This window comes from Ruegeria sp. AO1 (genome assembly GCF_056535985.1).
This window is the reverse complement of record NZ_JBQFJC010000002.1, coordinates 877309-893175: the sequence shown is the minus strand read 5'-3', so window position 1 is coordinate 893175 and position 15867 is coordinate 877309. Positions and strand designations below refer to the sequence as shown.

The window sequence follows — 15867 nt, the reverse complement described above, 5'->3', positions numbered from 1 at the left end:
ACGGCTGAGCGTAACAGTTTCAAGTCAAAGCAACCCCAGAGCGTGGGTGCCTTAACGGCGCGGCAGGGCCATCACCTTGTCACGTGCCAGTGTACTCGCCTCGGCCCGATTCAGCGATAGCAACGTTTCTTCCGGTGTAAGACCTTTGGCCAGCGCTTTGACCCAAATCCTGCGCGCCGAGACGGGCGACCATGGCAGCGCCGCTTCAGACAACCACTGCCGCAACGGCGCGGGCAAGCTATCAAAGACGGCCATGGGATCGCCCGCGCGCTTCCTGCGCCGCAAGCTGCTTTGCCCCAGATTTCCGGTCATGCAGCCTCTTCCGGGTCGGTGATCGGATCCAATACCAGTACGAGCCGGGTCTCGCCGGTGCCTTCGATCGGAGGGGAACGGTGCAAAAGGCCCGACCGCGGTGTTTCCGGCCAGCGTGTCCCGCGCAACAGGATCGGAGACCCGCTTTGCACCGTAAAGACACGTTGAGGCTCAGCGCCATCACGCGAAATGCCGTATTGCGTGCCGGTACCGCGATAGGTGCAAACCAGTCGCGCCGCGATGGCATCGATATGGAACTTGCGGCAGGCGTTGGTTGTGACAACATCCAGCCGCAACCGCAAATACCGGGCCGAGACCAGATTTGAGAACACCTCTGCCAGTAAGGCGATATCCGCCTCCAGCCAGTCGCGCTCAGGGCATGCTGGCAAACCGGACATGTCGCAAAGATGGCCGATTGTTTCGGCCACCTTGCCCAACGGCAGGATCACCCGCCCCTTCGGCAGGTCCTCGGGATCAAGATCATTTAGCCAGCTTTGAACATCCGGCGGAGTTTGACGCCGCCAAAGTGCTGCGGCGCAGCCTGGGTTGAGAAAGGCGCTCAGCCCCTCGGGCGTATCCGCAACGCCAACCCCAACGGCCGCACCGATCACGGTTTGGCGTACAACGCTCATGCTGCTGCCTCAGCCCGACGCCAGATCGGGAACGGGTCGGGATAGTCCGGCAAATTGTCGGGACCCAAACCCGCAACGGCGGGCACAAGACAGGCATCCAATCGCGCCCTGAGGATCGGCCAGTCGATCCCTGCCCCGATGAACACGATCTCTTGCCGGCGGTCTCCCCATGGTTCTTGCCAATGGGCCTGCATATAGGCACGGGCACTGTCATGGGTCGGTCGGCGTTCTTCCGGAATTGAAGCCCACCAAGTGCCCAAAGGCTGCACGCTAGAGAGCGCTCCGGCCAGCGAAAACTCAGCCACCCAATCGGGACGCGTAGAAATCCAGAAATGCCCCTTGGCCCGGATCACACCCGGCAGATCGCCGTTCAGAACCTCAAGGATACGCTCGGGCACGAAGGGCAGACGCGCCCGGTAGACATAAGACGCAACACCATATTCTTCAGTCTCCGGCACGTGGTCAGCAAAGCCATACAGCTCTTTGGCCCACATCGGATGCTCATGGGCTTTTTCGAAGTCAAACAGCCCGGTATCGAGGATTTTCTCAGCCGCCACAGCGGAGTGATTGACGTCGACGATCTCAGCATCCGCATTAAGGCTGCGGATGATTTTGCGGGCCGCGTCGACCTTTTCCGGCCCGGCATCGTCGACCTTGTTCAGGATCACGACATCGGCGAACTCGATCTGATCGGTTAGCAAATGGACGAGGGTGCGTTCGTCTTCCTCGCCCATAGTCTCACCGCGATCCTGCAGGAAGTCATGCGAGGAGAAATCCCCAAGCAGGTTCACCGCATCGACAACCGTCACCATCGTGTCCAGACGCGCCACGTCGGACAGGCTTTCGCCATACTCATCGCGGAAATCAAAGGTCGCGGCCACCGGCAGGGGTTCGGAAATACCCGTCGATTCAATCAGCAGATAGTCAAAGCGCCCCTCGGCCGCCAGTCGGCGGACCTCATCCAGCAGGTCATCGCGCAGGGTGCAGCAGATACAGCCATTCGACATTTCAACCAGCGTCTCGTCCGTCCGGCTCAGCTCGGTATCGGCGCGCACAAGGTCGGCGTCGATATTCACCTCGGACATGTCGTTCACGATCACCGCGACACGGCGACCTTCGCGGTTGTTGAGAACCCGGTTCAGCAAAGTGGTCTTGCCAGCCCCAAGAAATCCGGAAAGCACCGTGACGGGAAGGCGCGTATCTGACATATGAGTCTCCATAGCTCTGGATGCGGTTCTTGTAACTTTCATAGTTACTAGATTAATGCAACAGCCAAAGTTACGTTGCCAGCAGGTTTGGAGAACCCCGTCATATGAAGCGCAATAGCCGCCTGTCACTTGCCCTGCATACGCTCAGCCATATGGCCGGAGAGCCGGACCGTGTGCGCACCTCAACCGAAATTGCGGATCATGCCGGAACCAACCCGGTTGTTGTGCGTCGCGTTTTGGGAAAATTGCGCGCCGCCGGTCTACTGACATCCGAGAAAGGCCATGCAGGCGGATGGCGTCTGGCCCGCGTGCCGAGCGAAATCACGCTAGCCGACGTCTACCTTGCGCTGGACGAGCGCCTTGTCGCAAGCGGCAGTGAAGATGAGGCGCCAACCTGTTCTATCGAACATGCCTTGCAAAAACGCTTGCGCGGCGTCCTGGAAGAGATTGAGCAGAGCTTGGTAGAAAGACTGTCAGAGACGTCGATCAAAGAGGTCTGAGACAGGCCCCGACCCACACTCACAACAACTTGCGGCAGCAGAAAGGCACCTTTGTCGAAACCTGTCTCCCTTTGACGGCAAAATCGGGTGAGAGGCGGTGTGAAGAATATCAAAATCCAACACGCGCCGACGAACCCTTCACGGTTTCAGGCACCTCGGGCCGTATCAGCGTCAATGGGTACCGCGCGGGACAAAGAAAGGCTCGATCAGAAGGGTCTCACTGTCCTTTGCCGGTTCAGCCAAACGTTTTTCCAGCAAAGTGATCACATGTTCGACCGAAAGGTCGATCGGATTGTTGATCGTGCTCAGGTTGAAGGCGGGCCACCCTGCCATTTCAATATCATCAAAGCCCATAATCGAGAGTGTTTCGGGCACGTCCACGCCCAGCTCTCGCGCAGCGGTCAACGCCCCGATCGCGCTGGCATCGTTGGCACAGATCAGCGAATCGAGGCTGTTTTCCCGCAGCAGTTTCTGTGCTGCCTCGTAACCAGAACCAACCGTGAAATCTCCGACCTCTTCCGCGATCAGGGACAATCCTGCCGCCGCCAAAGTGTTGACCACCCCGGCCCTCCGATCATCTGAAGATCCGAACTCGGCCGCGCCCGCAATGAACCCGAACCGTGTGCGGCCCTTGTCCAACAAAACACGGGTCGCGATGGTCATCCCGTCGGCATTCTTGCAGCACACATTGTCGATCCCCGCCGCATCCACGATGCGCCCGGATGAGATCATGGGGACCCCGAATTTGCTGCATTGCTCCACAAGCGCGCCGGGCATGCTACCTCCGCGCAGAATCAGAGCATCCAGCGGATAGCGCAAAACCTGATCCATGGCTGATTCAGCGCTCTCTCCACTGCCATCAATCAGAATCGGCCACTTGTTCAGAGCGTTCAACTGCCCGACCAACCGGTTCACAAACTCCGAGTCGTAGGTGCTGCGTTTGTTGCCTACAAAGACCGCCACGAGGTGCGATCGCCCCCCCTTCAACCCTGCCGCCAACGCGTTGGGCTGATACCCCATACTGTCGGCCATACGCATGATTTTTATACGTTTTTCTGCATCGAGATAGGCGCCGGGCGTAAAAGCGCGGGACACGGCCGAGCGCGACACGCCCGCCGCATCGGCAACCGCCTGCGCCGTGACGCGGCGCGGTCTGTCCAGTTGTTTTTTGCTGTCATCAACCACGCCTAAGCTGTCCATCTTTTTTGTCGAATTTGTCAATATTGCTAGAAATCTTTCATCGAACTGTCATACGTTAACAGTATGTGGTCACGTGTGCAGTTTGCGGACGTGTTCCACTGATGCGGGTCGGAGGCTGCGCGCGAAAAACGCCGCAGGGGAGCCTGCATGAAAACTGGCACATAATGCCAACGGTCTTTTTGCTGCAAAGGGCCGATACCGAACCGGAGGATCGAAATGAACAATCTGAAGTTTTGCGCAACAGCTGCCGCGCTCGCGTTCACCGCGACCGCAGCTTTTGCAGAAACCGAAATCACTTGGTGGCATGCCCATGGCGGGCAGCTGGGGGAAACCGTCAACAAGGTTGCCGAGAAATTCAACGAGTCGCAGGACGAATACACAATCACTCCGATCTACAAGGGCAGCTACGAAGAAACGCTGACCGCCGGAATCGCTGCCTTCCGCGCGGGCGAGCAGCCCAACATCATGCAGGTGTTTGACGCAGGCGCCGCCACCGTGATCGCAGCCAAAGGCGCGACCGTTCCGGTTCAGGACCTGCTGGCTGACAACGGCGTCGATTTCGACATCAATGACTACATCGCCGGTGTGCGTTACTTCTATGCCGACAGCGATGGCAAGATGATCGGGATGCCGTTCAACTCGTCGACCCCGATCCTGTACTACAATGTCGACGCTCTGGAAGCTGCTGGTGTGACCCCGCCGAAGACATGGGAAGAGTTTCAGTCGACCACCGCTCCGGCGCTGAAAGAGGCAGGCTACATCCCGCTCAGCCAGTCGCACCTGCCCTGGATCTTCACCGAGAACTTCATGTCGCGCCACAACCTGCCGTTTGCGACCAACAACAACGGCTATGACGGCATGGACACTGAGATCCTGGTCAACAACGACGCGATCAAGGCACACTTCACCGCCGTGACCGAGTGGAAAGACAACGGCATGTTCGAATGGTATGGCACCGGTTGGGGTGACAACGCAAAACCGTTCGAAGAAGGCAAAGTTGCCATGTGGCTGGGTTCGTCCGGTTCCTTCGGCGGCCTGCTGCAGAAAGACCTGGGCTTTGAGTTCAGCGCGGTTGAGCTGCCCTATTGGGAAGCCGTCACGGCTGAGCCGACCCAAACCTTCATCGGTGGCGCAGCCCTGTTCGCGATGTCGGGCAAGTCGGACGAGGAAAACAAGGCAACTGCCGAGTTCTTCCGCTTCCTGACCGCGCCTGAGACCCAGTATTTCTGGCATCAGGAAACCGGTTATGTCCCGATCACCGAGGCCGCTTATGAAGCCGCCAAGGCAGACGGCCACTATGACCGCTATCCTGCCGCCGAAGTTGGCGTAAACCAGCTGCAAGCCAAGGCCGGTGACAACACCAAGGGCTACCGCATGGGCTTCTACGTTCAGATCCGCGACATCATGAACCGCGAGTATGGCCGTATCCTGACCGGTGAGACCGACGTGGAAAGCGCCTTCCAGAACATCGAAGCCGAAGCCAACGAATTGCTGGCACGCTTCGCCAAGACTCAGGGCTAAGGTTCTGGGATCACCCCCAAGATGGTCGCGCCTTTGGGCGCGGCCATCCCCGATTTTGCAACTGGACTAACTATGAAACGCGCGGGCTTCGACACTATCTGGCTTCCTGTGGCGCTGCTGCTTCCGCAGCTCATGATCATCGCCATCTTCTTCTACTGGCCCGCTGGATGGGCGCTGCAATCGTCGTTCTTTCTGCAGGACCCGTTCGGGTTCGGTTCGACTTTTGTAGGGGCGGACAACTACACCTCATTGCTGGGCAATGATCAGTACAAACGCATCGCGTGGTTTACGGTTGTCTTCTCCATTCTGGTCACCTTCTTTTCGCTGGCCATCGCGCTGTTGCTGGCGGTCAAGGCCGACAAGGTGATCCGAGGCGCAAGATCCTATCGCACCCTGCTGATGTGGGTCTACGCGATCGCACCCCCGGTTGCAGGCTTTCTGGGCATTCTGTTCTTTGATCAAAGTACCGGCCCCATGACCAAGTTCTTCGGACTGTTCGGCTGGGATTTCAAGCTGGGCGTCGACTACAACGCCACCGCAACGGCAATGATCATCGTCGCGGTGTGGAAACAGATCCCGGTCAATTTCATCTTCTTCCTGTCGGGCCTGCAATCCATCCCTCGTTCAGTCCGCGAGGCGGCCATGATCGACAACCGCTCGTCCACGCGGCGGTTCTGGGACGTGACTTTCCCCCTGCTGGCCCCAACCGCGTTTTTCCTGCTGATCATCAACATCACCTATGCACTGTTCGACACGTTCGGCATCATCGACGCACTGATGAAGGGTGAGCCGGGCAACAACCCGATGACGCTTGTCTACAAGGTGTATCTGGATGGCTTCCGCGGCAACGACCTTGGTGGATCATCCGCGCAATCCGTTGTGTTGATGGCCCTTGTTCTGATCCTGACCGTCTTCCAGTTCCGGCTGGTGGAACGCCGGATTCACTATACCTGAGGGAGGATCTCATGGCCGACACCACACTCGACACACCCGCCGTGACCCGCAAACCCCGCAGAATCCGCTGGGAAACGATCGGAGATCACTTTGTCCTCATCCTTGGGTCCTTGCTGATGATCCTACCGCCTCTGCTGGCGCTGACGACAGCCAGCCACGATGCGGTCACTATCCACCGCGAGGGCATCCAGCTGGGCCTTGGCGACGACCTGGGCAAGAACTTCAACGCCGCCATGTTTGAAAAAGGCGGGTTCACGCAGACAGTTGACGGCACCTTGATGCTGATGAACTCCTTCATCCTGGGCATCGGCTTTGCCGTGGGCAAGATCATCATCTCGATGATGGCCGCCTATGCCATCGTCTATTTCCGTCTGCGCTTTGCAACGCTGGCCTTCTGGGTGATCTTCACCACCCTGTTGCTGCCGCTCGAGGTCCGCATCCTGCCCTCCTACGAAGCGATCCAGAAACTGGGCCTGACCAACACCTATACCGGTCTAATCGTTCCCCTGATCGCATCTGCCACAGGCACGTTCTTCTTCCGGCAGTTCTTTATGTCCGTCCCCGAAGAACTGGCCGAGGCGGCCCGGATCGACGGCGCAGGGCCGTGGAAGTTCTTTATCGACATCCTCGTCCCGCTCAGCCGCACGATGATTGCCGCGATCTTCATCATCATGTTCGTCTTTGGCTGGAACCAGTACCTGTGGCCAACGCTGATCACGACGGATGAAAGCTTCTTCACGCTGGTCCGGGGCATAAAACAGATCGTGCTGACCTACACCGACAGTCAGATCCCCGAGCATGGACAAGCGTTGGCGCTGGCCATTGTTGCGATGATCCCGCCGGTGGCGATCGTCATCTTCTTCCAGAATTGGTTCGTCAAGGGCCTCACAGAATCCGACAAATAAGGAATACGCGCATGGCTCAGGTATCATTAGAGGGCATCCGCAAGGTCTATCCAAACGGCTTCAAGGCCGTTCAGACCACTAGCTTTACCATTCAGGACGGCGAGTTTGTTGTTCTGGTCGGCCCTTCGGGATGCGGCAAATCCACGTTGTTGCGCATGATCGCGGGGTTGGAGGATATCACCGAAGGTACGCTGAAAATCGGCGACCGGGTGGTCAACGATGTGGACCCTGCGGATCGGGACATCGCGATGGTGTTCCAGAACTACGCGCTCTACCCGCATATGACGGTGCGCAAGAACATCGGGTATGGCCTGAAGAACCGCGGCACGCCCGCGTCCGAGATCGCAGCCAAGGTCGAAGACGCCGCCAAAATGCTGAACCTGACTGAATATCTGGACCGCAAACCTGCCCAATTATCCGGCGGTCAGCGCCAGCGCGTCGCCATGGGGCGTGCCGTGGTGCGCGACCCTGCCTTGTTCCTCTTTGATGAACCCCTTTCAAACCTCGATGCGAAGCTGCGCAACCAGATGCGGATCGAGATCAAAGCCCTGCAGCGTCGTCTTGGCACGACGGCAGTTTACGTAACCCATGACCAGGTCGAGGCGATGACGATGGCCGACAGGATCATCGTTTTGAACGCAGGCCGGATTGAGCAGATCGGTACCCCCTCCGAAATCTACCACAATCCGGCTTCTACCTTCGTCGCCTCGTTCATGGGTGCCCCACCCATGAACCTGATCGAGGCCGAAGCGTCAGACGGACAGGTCCGCCTCAACGGCTATGACGGGCTGATGCCCGCGCCACAGGCCGTCAGCGGCCCGGTGACAATGGGTGTACGTCCCGAGGATGTCGAACTGGATGAGAACGGATCCGTCTCGTTCCAGGTCGACATCCTCGAAGAACTTGGCGCGCATCGTTTGCTGCACGGAACGCTTGCGGACCAGCCATTTACAGTCATGGTCGGCAAAGACCATAGCGTGCACACGGGCGAAACCCGCATCACCCTGAAACACGACGCCCTGCGTCTGTTCGACGTGGAAACGGGAAAAGTCCTTTGATCACAAATACTGTCGCTACTTTGCCCGAGGTCACATCAGACCAGCGGGCTGAAATCATGGCCGCCCCGCGCACAACGCAGGCGCATCGCTCGCTGATGGCATCCTTGCTGGCGATGAACGCGTTGCAATTGGGCGGCGAGGCGACAGCAGCCCAACTGCCCGCGCAGATCACCGTCGCCGCCTGGAATGTTGAACGCTGCCTGTTTCCCGAAGAAACCGCCGCGCATCTGGACCCGATTGCACCAGATATCGTTCTGCTCTCCGAGGTCGATTGCGGCATGGCCCGCACTGCGCAACGCCACACCACCGAAGAGGTCGCTCGCGCCCTTGGCATGACCTACGCCTTTGGCGTCGAATTTCACGAGCTTGATCTGGGCGGCCCGACCGAGCGCGCCTTTTGCACCGATGATTTCAACACAACCGGCTGGCACGGCAACGCCGTGTTGTCCTCGGTCCCGTTTGAGCGCACGGCGTTGATCCGGTTGGACGACCACGGCCACTGGTTCACCCCCGAAAGCGGCGCTGCCGATCCCGAGCAACCCCGGGTCGGGGGGCGCATGGCTATTGCCGCCGTGGTGCCAACCGAACGGGGGCCGATCTGCGTGGTCTCCACTCATCTGGAAAGCAATTCCGCCGCTGAACACCGGCAAGTTCAGTTCGAACTTCTGCTACGGGAGATTGACGCCTTCGCCCCCGACATGCCCGTTCTGATCGGCGGAGATCTGAACACAGGCAACCACCTTCCCCCCGATTTCGACTGGCGCCGCGAAACCTTGTTCGCACTGGCCGAAGATCAGGGGTATTCATGGAAGTTTACGGCCGAGGGCGACACGACCCGCCCCAGTCTGATCACGCCACACCCGGACCGAAAGATGAAACTGGATTGGCTGGCCGGGCGGGGTTTCACGCCCGTAGACAAGGGCGTGCTGAGTTCAATCTCGGCCACTGGCACACCGCTTTCCGACCACGACTGCGTTTGGACAAAGGCCGATATCTCCGCACTTTCAGACGCATAATCCAATTCCGATCGTAGTCTGACACGCGTCTACGAGATTTGAAGACATGAGGGGCGCTGAGTCCCCCAACCCTTTAGGCGAGAGGTAGGTTTTGTCGGATGCTCAAATGGTTCCCTACATTTCAAGCTGCCCCACTGTGCAGGCGTCATACAATTTGAAAAACCGGATTGACGTGGCGCGACGCTTGAGGGAAGCCAAAGGGGCCATGACACTGCCCGCCCAACACTTCTCTTCCCTTGAAACGCGCTCCGATGGGTTCCTGACGGACGTGGGGGCCATGGACATCGGGTCTGCGACAGCGACTGCTGTGATCGCGAGGTTTGATCAATCTCGTTTTGAAGATGGCCTTTTCACGACGTTGGACGTCGACCGCCCGGATCGTTTGGACAGGGCCGTTGAAAAGCGAAAGTCCGAGTATCTCGCAGGCCGTGCCGTGGCCATGGCGGCTTTGGCGTCAAATGGGCACGCGTCGACGCAGATCGCCACAGGCCCCAACCGCGAACCGATCTGGCCCGCAGGCGTCACAGGTTCGATCACGCATTCCAAAGGGCGATGTGCGGCGATTGTAACCAATCAGCCCGGCACTTTGGTTGGCGTCGATATAGAGGATATCGCCGAAGGATCCTCACTGGATGCGATTTTCAAGGTCGCTTTGCAGCCAGAGGAAACGCGGCTGATCCGGGAAAGCGACGCGCAGGCGTTGACGGCCACGCTTGTATTCTCGGCCAAAGAGACACTCTACAAAGCCCTGTTCCCTGCGGTTCAACAGTTCTTTGGTTTTGACCATGCAGAACTACACTGCGCGCCCAGCGAAACCGTCCTGAGGCTGCGGTTGACCAAATCGTTGAATAATACGGTCACGGCAGGGGCGGTCTTCGACATTGGCTACCGACAACTGGACCGCAGCGTTATTACCTGGCTTATCACCCCCACGCCTGCAGACTGAGCCTCGGCAGTCCGGCCAAGGCCCTGTCCTTCTAGTTCTTTGTCGCCGGATTACACCTGCGACACACTCTCCGTTATTGGCCATGGCTCAAACGTATGCTGATCTCGACCGCGCAAAACCGACGGTCCCTACATCAAGCCGTAAACTCCAGCTTCAACCCCGGACGAGGCCATCTGGCCTTGTAGATTTTGCCCGTGCTAGAGGCCGTGATCCAGATATCCTGCATGTCCTCACCGCCGAAACACATATTGGTCGTGAAAAGATCAGGGATGGCGACATGTTCAGTTGACCCATCAGGGCTAAACACCGTGATACCACCGTTGAAAATTGTCGCCACACAGACCCGTCCGTCGGCCTCGACCTTGAGACTGTCGAGCCATTGATACCCCGGCAAGGTTTGTACCACCTGCCCCGGCATCCCCGGAATCGGGCCGGGCTCGACTTGGCCCTTGGCCGTGATCTTCATCGCCCAAAGCCGCCCAAAAACCGTATCCGAGACGTAGACGGTGCCGCCATCCGGCGACAGCCCGACCCCGTTGGGCATCGGAATCGTGGCAGCTTTGATCAAGGTCTTGCCGTCGATCGTAGCATAGTACAGCCCACCATAGCGCGTGGACTCCGCATCCTCGATACCGGTGTCGGTGAACCAGAACCCGCCCTCCTTGTCGAAGACCAGATCGTCGGGCGCGATCAGCCGTTTCCCCTCATAAGAATCGAACAGCATCGTGACCTCTCCGGTCTCAAGATCGACCCGATGCACCGACCCACCCTTGTAATGCGGGCGAATGGGTGCGGGAACGGTGATATCGTCGGGTCCGTAGGGCACGAAACTGTAGACACCGCCATTGTTGCAGACATAGGCAGCGCCATCCGGTCCAATTGCCACGCCATTCGGGCCGCCGGGGATTTCGGCCACCACACTGACGGTGCCATCGACGGACAGGCGCACGAGGGTCTGCTCTTTGATATCCACGAACAGGACCGAGCCATCATTCATCGCAACCGGACCTTCTGGAAAGCCCAGCCCGCTGCACATCTCATGTAGTTCCAACGCCATAGCCTCAACTCCCTGATTGCGCCGTGGCCCCGGTGGGGTCGGCCATTGCGGGCCAAGCCCGTCCTTTTCGTGGCGAACTGTGCTGACAAATACAGGTTTTCGCAAGGCTTTTTCCAATTTGCTATGCGGGATAAGCCTCAACGGGTCGCAAAACGGCTGGCTTTTCCCAGCCCAGTTATCCTAAAACCCCCTACAACTAAAAAGCGATGAGGCGCATCGAATGGTATTCAAACTTGTGTCCTGCGATGGCGGGGGGATCAGGGGCTACCTGAGCTGCTTGATCCTGCAAAGCTTGCAGGAGGAGACCGGCGTTCTGGACAAGGCGGACGGGTTCGCGGGGACCTCGACCGGTGGGCTGATCGCCGTGGCACTGGCGGATGGCCGGACGCAGGGCAAGGATATGGGCCAGCTGATCGGCGACCTTGCCGCGCATTACCGCGAAGATGCCGACAAGATCTTCCGCGAAAACGAACACAGCTTTTTGGACAAGGCACTGGATGAGGTGCTGCGGCGTTTCAAACTGGGCGGCGGCCCGGGCATCACCGCCTCGCAATACAATGCGACCGGGCTCGAGGAGATCGGGCGCAGTCTAGTTGGAGACCGCAAAGTCAACTCTCTGTCCCCGGATCTCGTTCTGGCGGTCAACACCGTGTGCCTGCATCGCAGCGACAAGGTGGGGTGGTCGCCGTTTACTATCACCAACCAGACGCTAGGCTATGAAAAATGGCTGGATATGAGCGATGTCGGCCTGCTGGACGTCGCCATGGCAAGCTCGGCCGCGCCATCCTATTTCCCGCCGCATCAGATCATCTCGGACGGGGTGGACTATGGCTATTTCGCTGATGGCGGGGCCTTTGCCAACAACCCGGTAATGAACGGCATCAACGTGGCCATCGCGGCAGGCCGAGCCGAGGGTTTGGCACATATCGAGGCTCTGTCTATCGGCACCGGGCAACAGCCCACAGATATCTCGGAGGAGATGATCAAGAACCCCGACGACTGGGGCCTGTTGAAATGGTTCGGGATCACCTCGGGCGCACCTCGGGGGGCTTTGATCGAACTGCTGCTGACCACATCCGCCGAGAACCAGCATTGGATGGCCCATCTTGTGTTAAAAGAGCGGATGGTGCGTCTGAACCCTTCGCTCCCCAAGGTGGTGGGGCTGGCAACACACCGACCTGAATCCTACGATCTGATGGAGAAGGCATTCTACACCTGCCGGCAAAGTGAATACTGGACCCATGCCAAAGATATGCTGAACAAATGGTAACCGACCTCAGTTTTGCTTGATCAAACAGTGGCTTCGCCGGGTTTTATGTATTCTTCCTGTTGCCTTTGCCCGACCAGTGTTTATGGTTAACGCCACATTTTTGGGGTAACTTCAGTTAACAGGTGGTCAAGTCATGAGCGATCCCGGCCTTGCCGAGAAGCTGGTAGAAGTTCTGCATCGTCCTGATGGTGATCTGGCCCTGCGCCCCGTTCACACAATCGGGATCAGCGCGACCGGCTATTTCAAGCCCACGCCCATCGCCCGGAATTTCTGCGCAGCGGATCACTTCACCACAGAAAAGACGGATGTGATTGTTCGGTTTTCGAACGGATCGGGCTGCGCTGTGGTGCATGACGGCTGGTCCGATGTCCGGGGGCTGGCGGTTCGGTTTCACTTGTCTGATGGTTCTGATACCGACCTGATCGCGATGAACCTGCCCGAGTTCTTCACCCCGACCCCCGAGACGTTTCTGGATTTCGCCGAGGCCGCCAAGCCCAAGCTCTACAACGGTCAGACCCCCTGGCAGAAAATCTGGAGCTACCTTCAGCTGATGCTGCCTGAACGCGACCCCTATCCGGGCGAGACGATCAGCCCGGACGAAGGTGCCATCGGGTTTGCCGACCGAAACGCCTATTCTCAGCTTGGTGTATTGCAGGCCGCCCAGATCGGCGCGCCGACAAGCTACGCGCGGGCGGCCTATCACGCCTGCCATACTTTCATCGTGACCGGAGCCGAAGGCGTGCGCCGCTGGGTGCGGTTTTCGTGGCAACCCATCGCAGGTGTGCTGAACACCGACCCGGATGAGACACCGGTGGATGACTATTTGCAGGCCGAACTTAGAGAGCGTCTCGCCAAGGAACCCGCGCGGTTCTCTCTGATGATGACAATCGGTGAGGTCGGAGACGATTTCAACAACTCCTCGCGCCCCTGGCCACCCCATCGCAAGCGGATCATGATGGGCGTTCTGACGCTGAACGCTGTGCCTAAGGACCAGATAGAACAGGCCGAGAAGCTCAGCTTCAATCCTGGTTTGCTGACCCCCGGGATCGAGGCCTCGGATGACCCGGTGCTGAAAATGCGCATCGACTCGTACAAAATCTCAAGCGCTTGGCGCGGCGGGTCCCCTTGCCCGTTCTCGAAGGGGTAAGGTCATGACTCGTCAGAACAGCTGGTTCAATCGCTACGTCAATACCTTGCCGGATCGGGGATGGTTCAAGTTCCTGTCACGCTACATCGTTGTGCCCTATTGGCACTGGCGCGACCCCAAGCCGAAACTGCCCGGTGGCCCGCGCCCCTCGCCACAACCCAGCGAGAACGTGCAGCGCATGATGAACCTGATCATGCCGCTGAAAGACCCCTCGCCCGCTGGACGTGCCCATGCTGCACTGGCCATCGCGCAAAATGTCGAAGAGATATTTGCAGGGCTCGACAATGTCGGAACGGTGCATTTCGCCCGGTTTCTGCTGATCGACGACAAGATCTGCATGATCTCCGTCTATGACGGCGATTTCAGCAACTACATTCGGGATTTCATCACCACCATCGGCAGTGTGTTCAACGACGTCATCTCGCTTGTGGACGGGGCGGAACACCTGATCCCGACCGAGCACAACGTCGAAGAGTTCATCGACTGGGTCCATGAACACGACCTGTTTCAGGCCCCCGATTTCCCGACCGACCTGTTCGGCCTTCAGGATGAGGCCAAAGGGCTGCCGCCGAACCAGCCGCCGCATCGGCTGGAAACCCTTCCGCGTGCGTTTGTTCTGCAACTCTACGCGAACCCTAACCTGTCGCTGGGGGGCGGTTATCGCGCCTATCCGGGCGTTTCCGCCGCGCAAGTGCGACAAAAATTTGGACAAGGCTGGTGACTGCAAAACTCGATCTCGCCGACATTCAGGGCAACATCCTGCGCGGTTATCGCCGCGATCTGGTGCGCCATCTGTTTCTTGAAGTCACCGACCGCACCGCGGCCCGTCAGTTTCTGGCAACCGCCGTCGATGGCGGCAGTGACGCGGTCCCCGAAATCACCCGAGGGGTGTTGTGGGAGGTTAAACCGCCCTTCTGTTTCAACATCGGCCTCACCTATGCCGGGCTGCGTGCCCTTGGCACCGCGCCCGAGCATCTGAAAACCTTCCCCAGCGAATTCGTGCAAGGGATGACGAAACGCGCGATGAAACTGGGCGATTTCGGCACCAGCGCGCCGGATCACTGGCCTGCTCCATTTGATCAGCCTGATCGGGTTCACATCATGGCGTCGGTCTATTCCGACGTCCAGGACCACCTCGACCTGGTCGAGAAACAGGTTGGCGCGGCCTTCACCATTCTGGGCAAACGCGACGGCCGCAATCTGGCCGATAGCAAGGTGTTTTTCGGCTATGTTGACGGTATTTCCCAGCCCCGGTTCGAGCAGGTCTATGACCCCGAACAAGCCGGTGTCGACGAACCGATTGACCCGCTGGGCACCGCCCTGCTGGGCTATCCCACACGGCAAGAGGGCGTGGTGTTCCGCGTCCCCTCGCCCAATGCGCTTGGTTTCAACGGGTCGTTTAATGCGTTCCGAGTTCTGGCGCAGGATGCAGCTGGCTTCGAGGCCTATCTGGACAAAGCCGCCGATGAGTTGATGGGCCACCCGGATCGCGACAAACTCGTCGATCCGAAAAATCTGGATCGCATCGGCGAAGGCTTGGACATCCACGGTGCCCTTCGCGAGGTCGTCGCGGCCCAGATGTGCGGGCGCTGGCGAAACGGCGTTCCATACGAGCTGTCACCAGACGCGCAATGGCCCGAGCATGAAGTCTCACTGACCAATTTCAACTACAACGCCCATTCCCGCTGTCCCGCCGGGTCGCATCTGCGACGAGGCAACCCGCGCGGCGGTCGGATCGTGCAACGGATCGCCAATTACACGCGACGACTGGTACGGCGCGGCATGTCTTACGGCCCGGATTTCGACCCCCAAAACCCCGACACGGCTGAGCGCGGCCTGCTGGGCAGCTTCATCGGCGCCAATATCGGCGCACAGTTCGAAGCGGTGATGTGCGACTGGATCAACCTCGGCCTGCACGACCCGACGATCACGGGTGCCAATGATCCTCTGCTGGGGGCGAACACGCCGGAAACCAGCTGGTTCGACCTCAGCCTGCCCGATGGGGGCACGATCCGACTGCACGGCTTTCCCCGACTGATCCATACTCGCGGTGGCGCGTACACGTTCCTGCCGAGCCTGACGGCGATCAAGTACCTGTCCGGGTTGACGAACTAGGCAAAGCTGATCATCTCGACCAACAC

The 15867-nt window shown here is 58.9% G+C and carries 16 protein-coding genes; 11 read left to right on the top strand and 5 right to left on the bottom strand.

Annotated features, from left to right (window positions below; translation table 11 throughout):
- Positions 1-51: 51 nt before the first annotated feature.
- Genes ACR3FB_RS22110 through ACR3FB_RS22100 form a run of 3 tightly spaced genes read right to left on the bottom strand, consistent with a single transcriptional unit; the run spans position 52 to position 2152 of the window.
- A complete protein-coding gene (locus ACR3FB_RS22110; protein WP_170554861.1) occupies positions 52-312 on the bottom strand; it encodes a DUF6525 family protein in 261 nt (86 codons plus the stop codon).
- The gene (locus ACR3FB_RS22105) at positions 309-944 is read right to left on the bottom strand and encodes a DUF1826 domain-containing protein (protein WP_480565475.1); all 636 of its coding nucleotides are present in this window, start codon (positions 942-944) and stop codon (positions 309-311) included. Before ACR3FB_RS22105 ends, ACR3FB_RS22110 begins: the two co-directional genes overlap by 4 nt.
- Positions 941-2152, bottom strand: coding sequence for a GTP-binding protein (locus tag ACR3FB_RS22100; protein ID WP_480565473.1), 1212 nt, complete (start codon positions 2150-2152; stop codon positions 941-943). The genes ACR3FB_RS22105 and ACR3FB_RS22100 overlap by 4 nt, the downstream gene beginning before the upstream one ends.
- 104 nt (positions 2153-2256) lie before the next feature.
- Here ACR3FB_RS22100 and ACR3FB_RS22095 point away from each other — a divergent pair, with 104 nt between their 5' ends.
- Complete coding sequence (locus ACR3FB_RS22095; protein WP_425085213.1) at positions 2257-2652, top strand: RrF2 family transcriptional regulator; 396 nt, start codon at positions 2257-2259, stop codon at positions 2650-2652.
- Between the two features lie 171 nt (positions 2653-2823).
- On the opposite strand, the gene ACR3FB_RS22090 is transcribed toward ACR3FB_RS22095, so the two are convergent.
- A complete protein-coding gene (locus ACR3FB_RS22090; protein WP_480565471.1) occupies positions 2824-3837 on the bottom strand; it encodes a LacI family DNA-binding transcriptional regulator in 1014 nt (337 codons plus the stop codon).
- A gap of 231 nt (positions 3838-4068) precedes the next feature.
- On the opposite strand from ACR3FB_RS22090, the gene ACR3FB_RS22085 reads away from it, so the two are divergent.
- The 6 genes from ACR3FB_RS22085 to ACR3FB_RS22060 all read left to right on the top strand — a co-directional run bounded on the left by ACR3FB_RS22085 (position 4069) and on the right by ACR3FB_RS22060 (position 10252).
- A complete protein-coding gene (locus ACR3FB_RS22085; protein ID WP_170666948.1) occupies positions 4069-5373 on the top strand; it encodes an extracellular solute-binding protein in 1305 nt (434 codons plus the stop codon).
- Positions 5374-5445: 72 nt separating this feature from the next.
- Complete coding sequence (locus tag ACR3FB_RS22080) at positions 5446-6327, top strand: ABC transporter permease subunit (protein WP_170463282.1); 882 nt, start codon at positions 5446-5448, stop codon at positions 6325-6327.
- An 11-nt stretch (positions 6328-6338) separates the two neighbouring features.
- The gene (locus tag ACR3FB_RS22075; RefSeq protein ID WP_170376923.1) at positions 6339-7232 is read left to right on the top strand and encodes an ABC transporter permease subunit; all 894 of its coding nucleotides are present in this window, start codon (positions 6339-6341) and stop codon (positions 7230-7232) included.
- Between the two features lie 11 nt (positions 7233-7243).
- Positions 7244-8290, top strand: a complete 1047-nt coding sequence (locus ACR3FB_RS22070; protein ID WP_170376921.1) for an ABC transporter ATP-binding protein — start codon at positions 7244-7246, stop codon at positions 8288-8290.
- Positions 8287-9306, top strand: a complete 1020-nt coding sequence (locus ACR3FB_RS22065) for an endonuclease/exonuclease/phosphatase family protein (protein WP_480565469.1) — start codon at positions 8287-8289, stop codon at positions 9304-9306. Before ACR3FB_RS22070 ends, ACR3FB_RS22065 begins: the two co-directional genes overlap by 4 nt.
- A gap of 205 nt (positions 9307-9511) precedes the next feature.
- Positions 9512-10252, top strand: coding sequence for a 4'-phosphopantetheinyl transferase family protein (locus ACR3FB_RS22060; protein WP_480565467.1), 741 nt, complete (start codon positions 9512-9514; stop codon positions 10250-10252).
- Positions 10253-10385: 133 nt separating this feature from the next.
- Here the strand turns inward: ACR3FB_RS22060 and ACR3FB_RS22055 are convergent, their stop codons facing one another.
- The gene (locus tag ACR3FB_RS22055; RefSeq protein WP_480566899.1) at positions 10386-11309 is read right to left on the bottom strand and encodes an SMP-30/gluconolactonase/LRE family protein; all 924 of its coding nucleotides are present in this window, start codon (positions 11307-11309) and stop codon (positions 10386-10388) included.
- A 220-nt stretch (positions 11310-11529) separates the two neighbouring features.
- Between ACR3FB_RS22055 and ACR3FB_RS22050 the strand changes: the two genes are divergently transcribed.
- From ACR3FB_RS22050 to ACR3FB_RS22035, 4 genes are all read left to right on the top strand, one after another.
- Positions 11530-12579, top strand: a complete 1050-nt coding sequence (locus ACR3FB_RS22050) for a patatin-like phospholipase family protein (protein ID WP_480565463.1) — start codon at positions 11530-11532, stop codon at positions 12577-12579.
- Positions 12580-12712: 133 nt separating this feature from the next.
- Positions 12713-13726, top strand: a complete 1014-nt coding sequence (locus ACR3FB_RS22045) for a catalase (RefSeq protein ID WP_480565461.1) — start codon at positions 12713-12715, stop codon at positions 13724-13726.
- Between the two features lie 4 nt (positions 13727-13730).
- On the top strand, positions 13731-14447 hold the full coding sequence (locus ACR3FB_RS22040) for a hypothetical protein (protein ID WP_170376913.1): 717 nt from the start codon (positions 13731-13733) through the stop codon (positions 14445-14447).
- Positions 14444-15841: a Dyp-type peroxidase gene (locus ACR3FB_RS22035; RefSeq protein WP_170640340.1), complete on the top strand. Its 1398-nt coding sequence runs from the start codon at positions 14444-14446 to the stop codon at positions 15839-15841. The genes ACR3FB_RS22040 and ACR3FB_RS22035 overlap by 4 nt, the downstream gene beginning before the upstream one ends.
- Positions 15842-15867 lie beyond the last annotated feature (26 nt).

Bases quoted from the DNA above. Each gene is read 5' to 3' on its own strand.
- ACR3FB_RS22095 (WP_425085213.1), top strand. From the start codon at position 2,257: ATGAAGCGCAATAGCCGCCTGTCACTTGCCCTGCATACGCTCAGCCAT.
- ACR3FB_RS22105 (WP_480565475.1), bottom strand. From the start codon at position 944: ATGAGCGTTGTACGCCAAACCGTGATCGGTGCGGCCGTTGGGGTTGGC.
- ACR3FB_RS22040 (WP_170376913.1), top strand. From the start codon at position 13,731: ATGACTCGTCAGAACAGCTGGTTCAATCGCTACGTCAATACCTTGCCG.
- ACR3FB_RS22080 (WP_170463282.1), top strand. From the start codon at position 5,446: ATGAAACGCGCGGGCTTCGACACTATCTGGCTTCCTGTGGCGCTGCTG.
- ACR3FB_RS22085 (WP_170666948.1), top strand. From the start codon at position 4,069: ATGAACAATCTGAAGTTTTGCGCAACAGCTGCCGCGCTCGCGTTCACC.
- ACR3FB_RS22045 (WP_480565461.1), top strand. From the start codon at position 12,713: ATGAGCGATCCCGGCCTTGCCGAGAAGCTGGTAGAAGTTCTGCATCGT.
- ACR3FB_RS22070 (WP_170376921.1), top strand. From the start codon at position 7,244: ATGGCTCAGGTATCATTAGAGGGCATCCGCAAGGTCTATCCAAACGGC.
- ACR3FB_RS22055 (WP_480566899.1), bottom strand. From the start codon at position 11,309: ATGGCGTTGGAACTACATGAGATGTGCAGCGGGCTGGGCTTTCCAGAA.
- ACR3FB_RS22060 (WP_480565467.1), top strand. From the start codon at position 9,512: ATGACACTGCCCGCCCAACACTTCTCTTCCCTTGAAACGCGCTCCGAT.
- ACR3FB_RS22110 (WP_170554861.1), bottom strand. From the start codon at position 312: ATGACCGGAAATCTGGGGCAAAGCAGCTTGCGGCGCAGGAAGCGCGCG.
- ACR3FB_RS22050 (WP_480565463.1), top strand. From the start codon at position 11,530: ATGGTATTCAAACTTGTGTCCTGCGATGGCGGGGGGATCAGGGGCTAC.
- ACR3FB_RS22075 (WP_170376923.1), top strand. From the start codon at position 6,339: ATGGCCGACACCACACTCGACACACCCGCCGTGACCCGCAAACCCCGC.
- ACR3FB_RS22100 (WP_480565473.1), bottom strand. From the start codon at position 2,152: ATGTCAGATACGCGCCTTCCCGTCACGGTGCTTTCCGGATTTCTTGGG.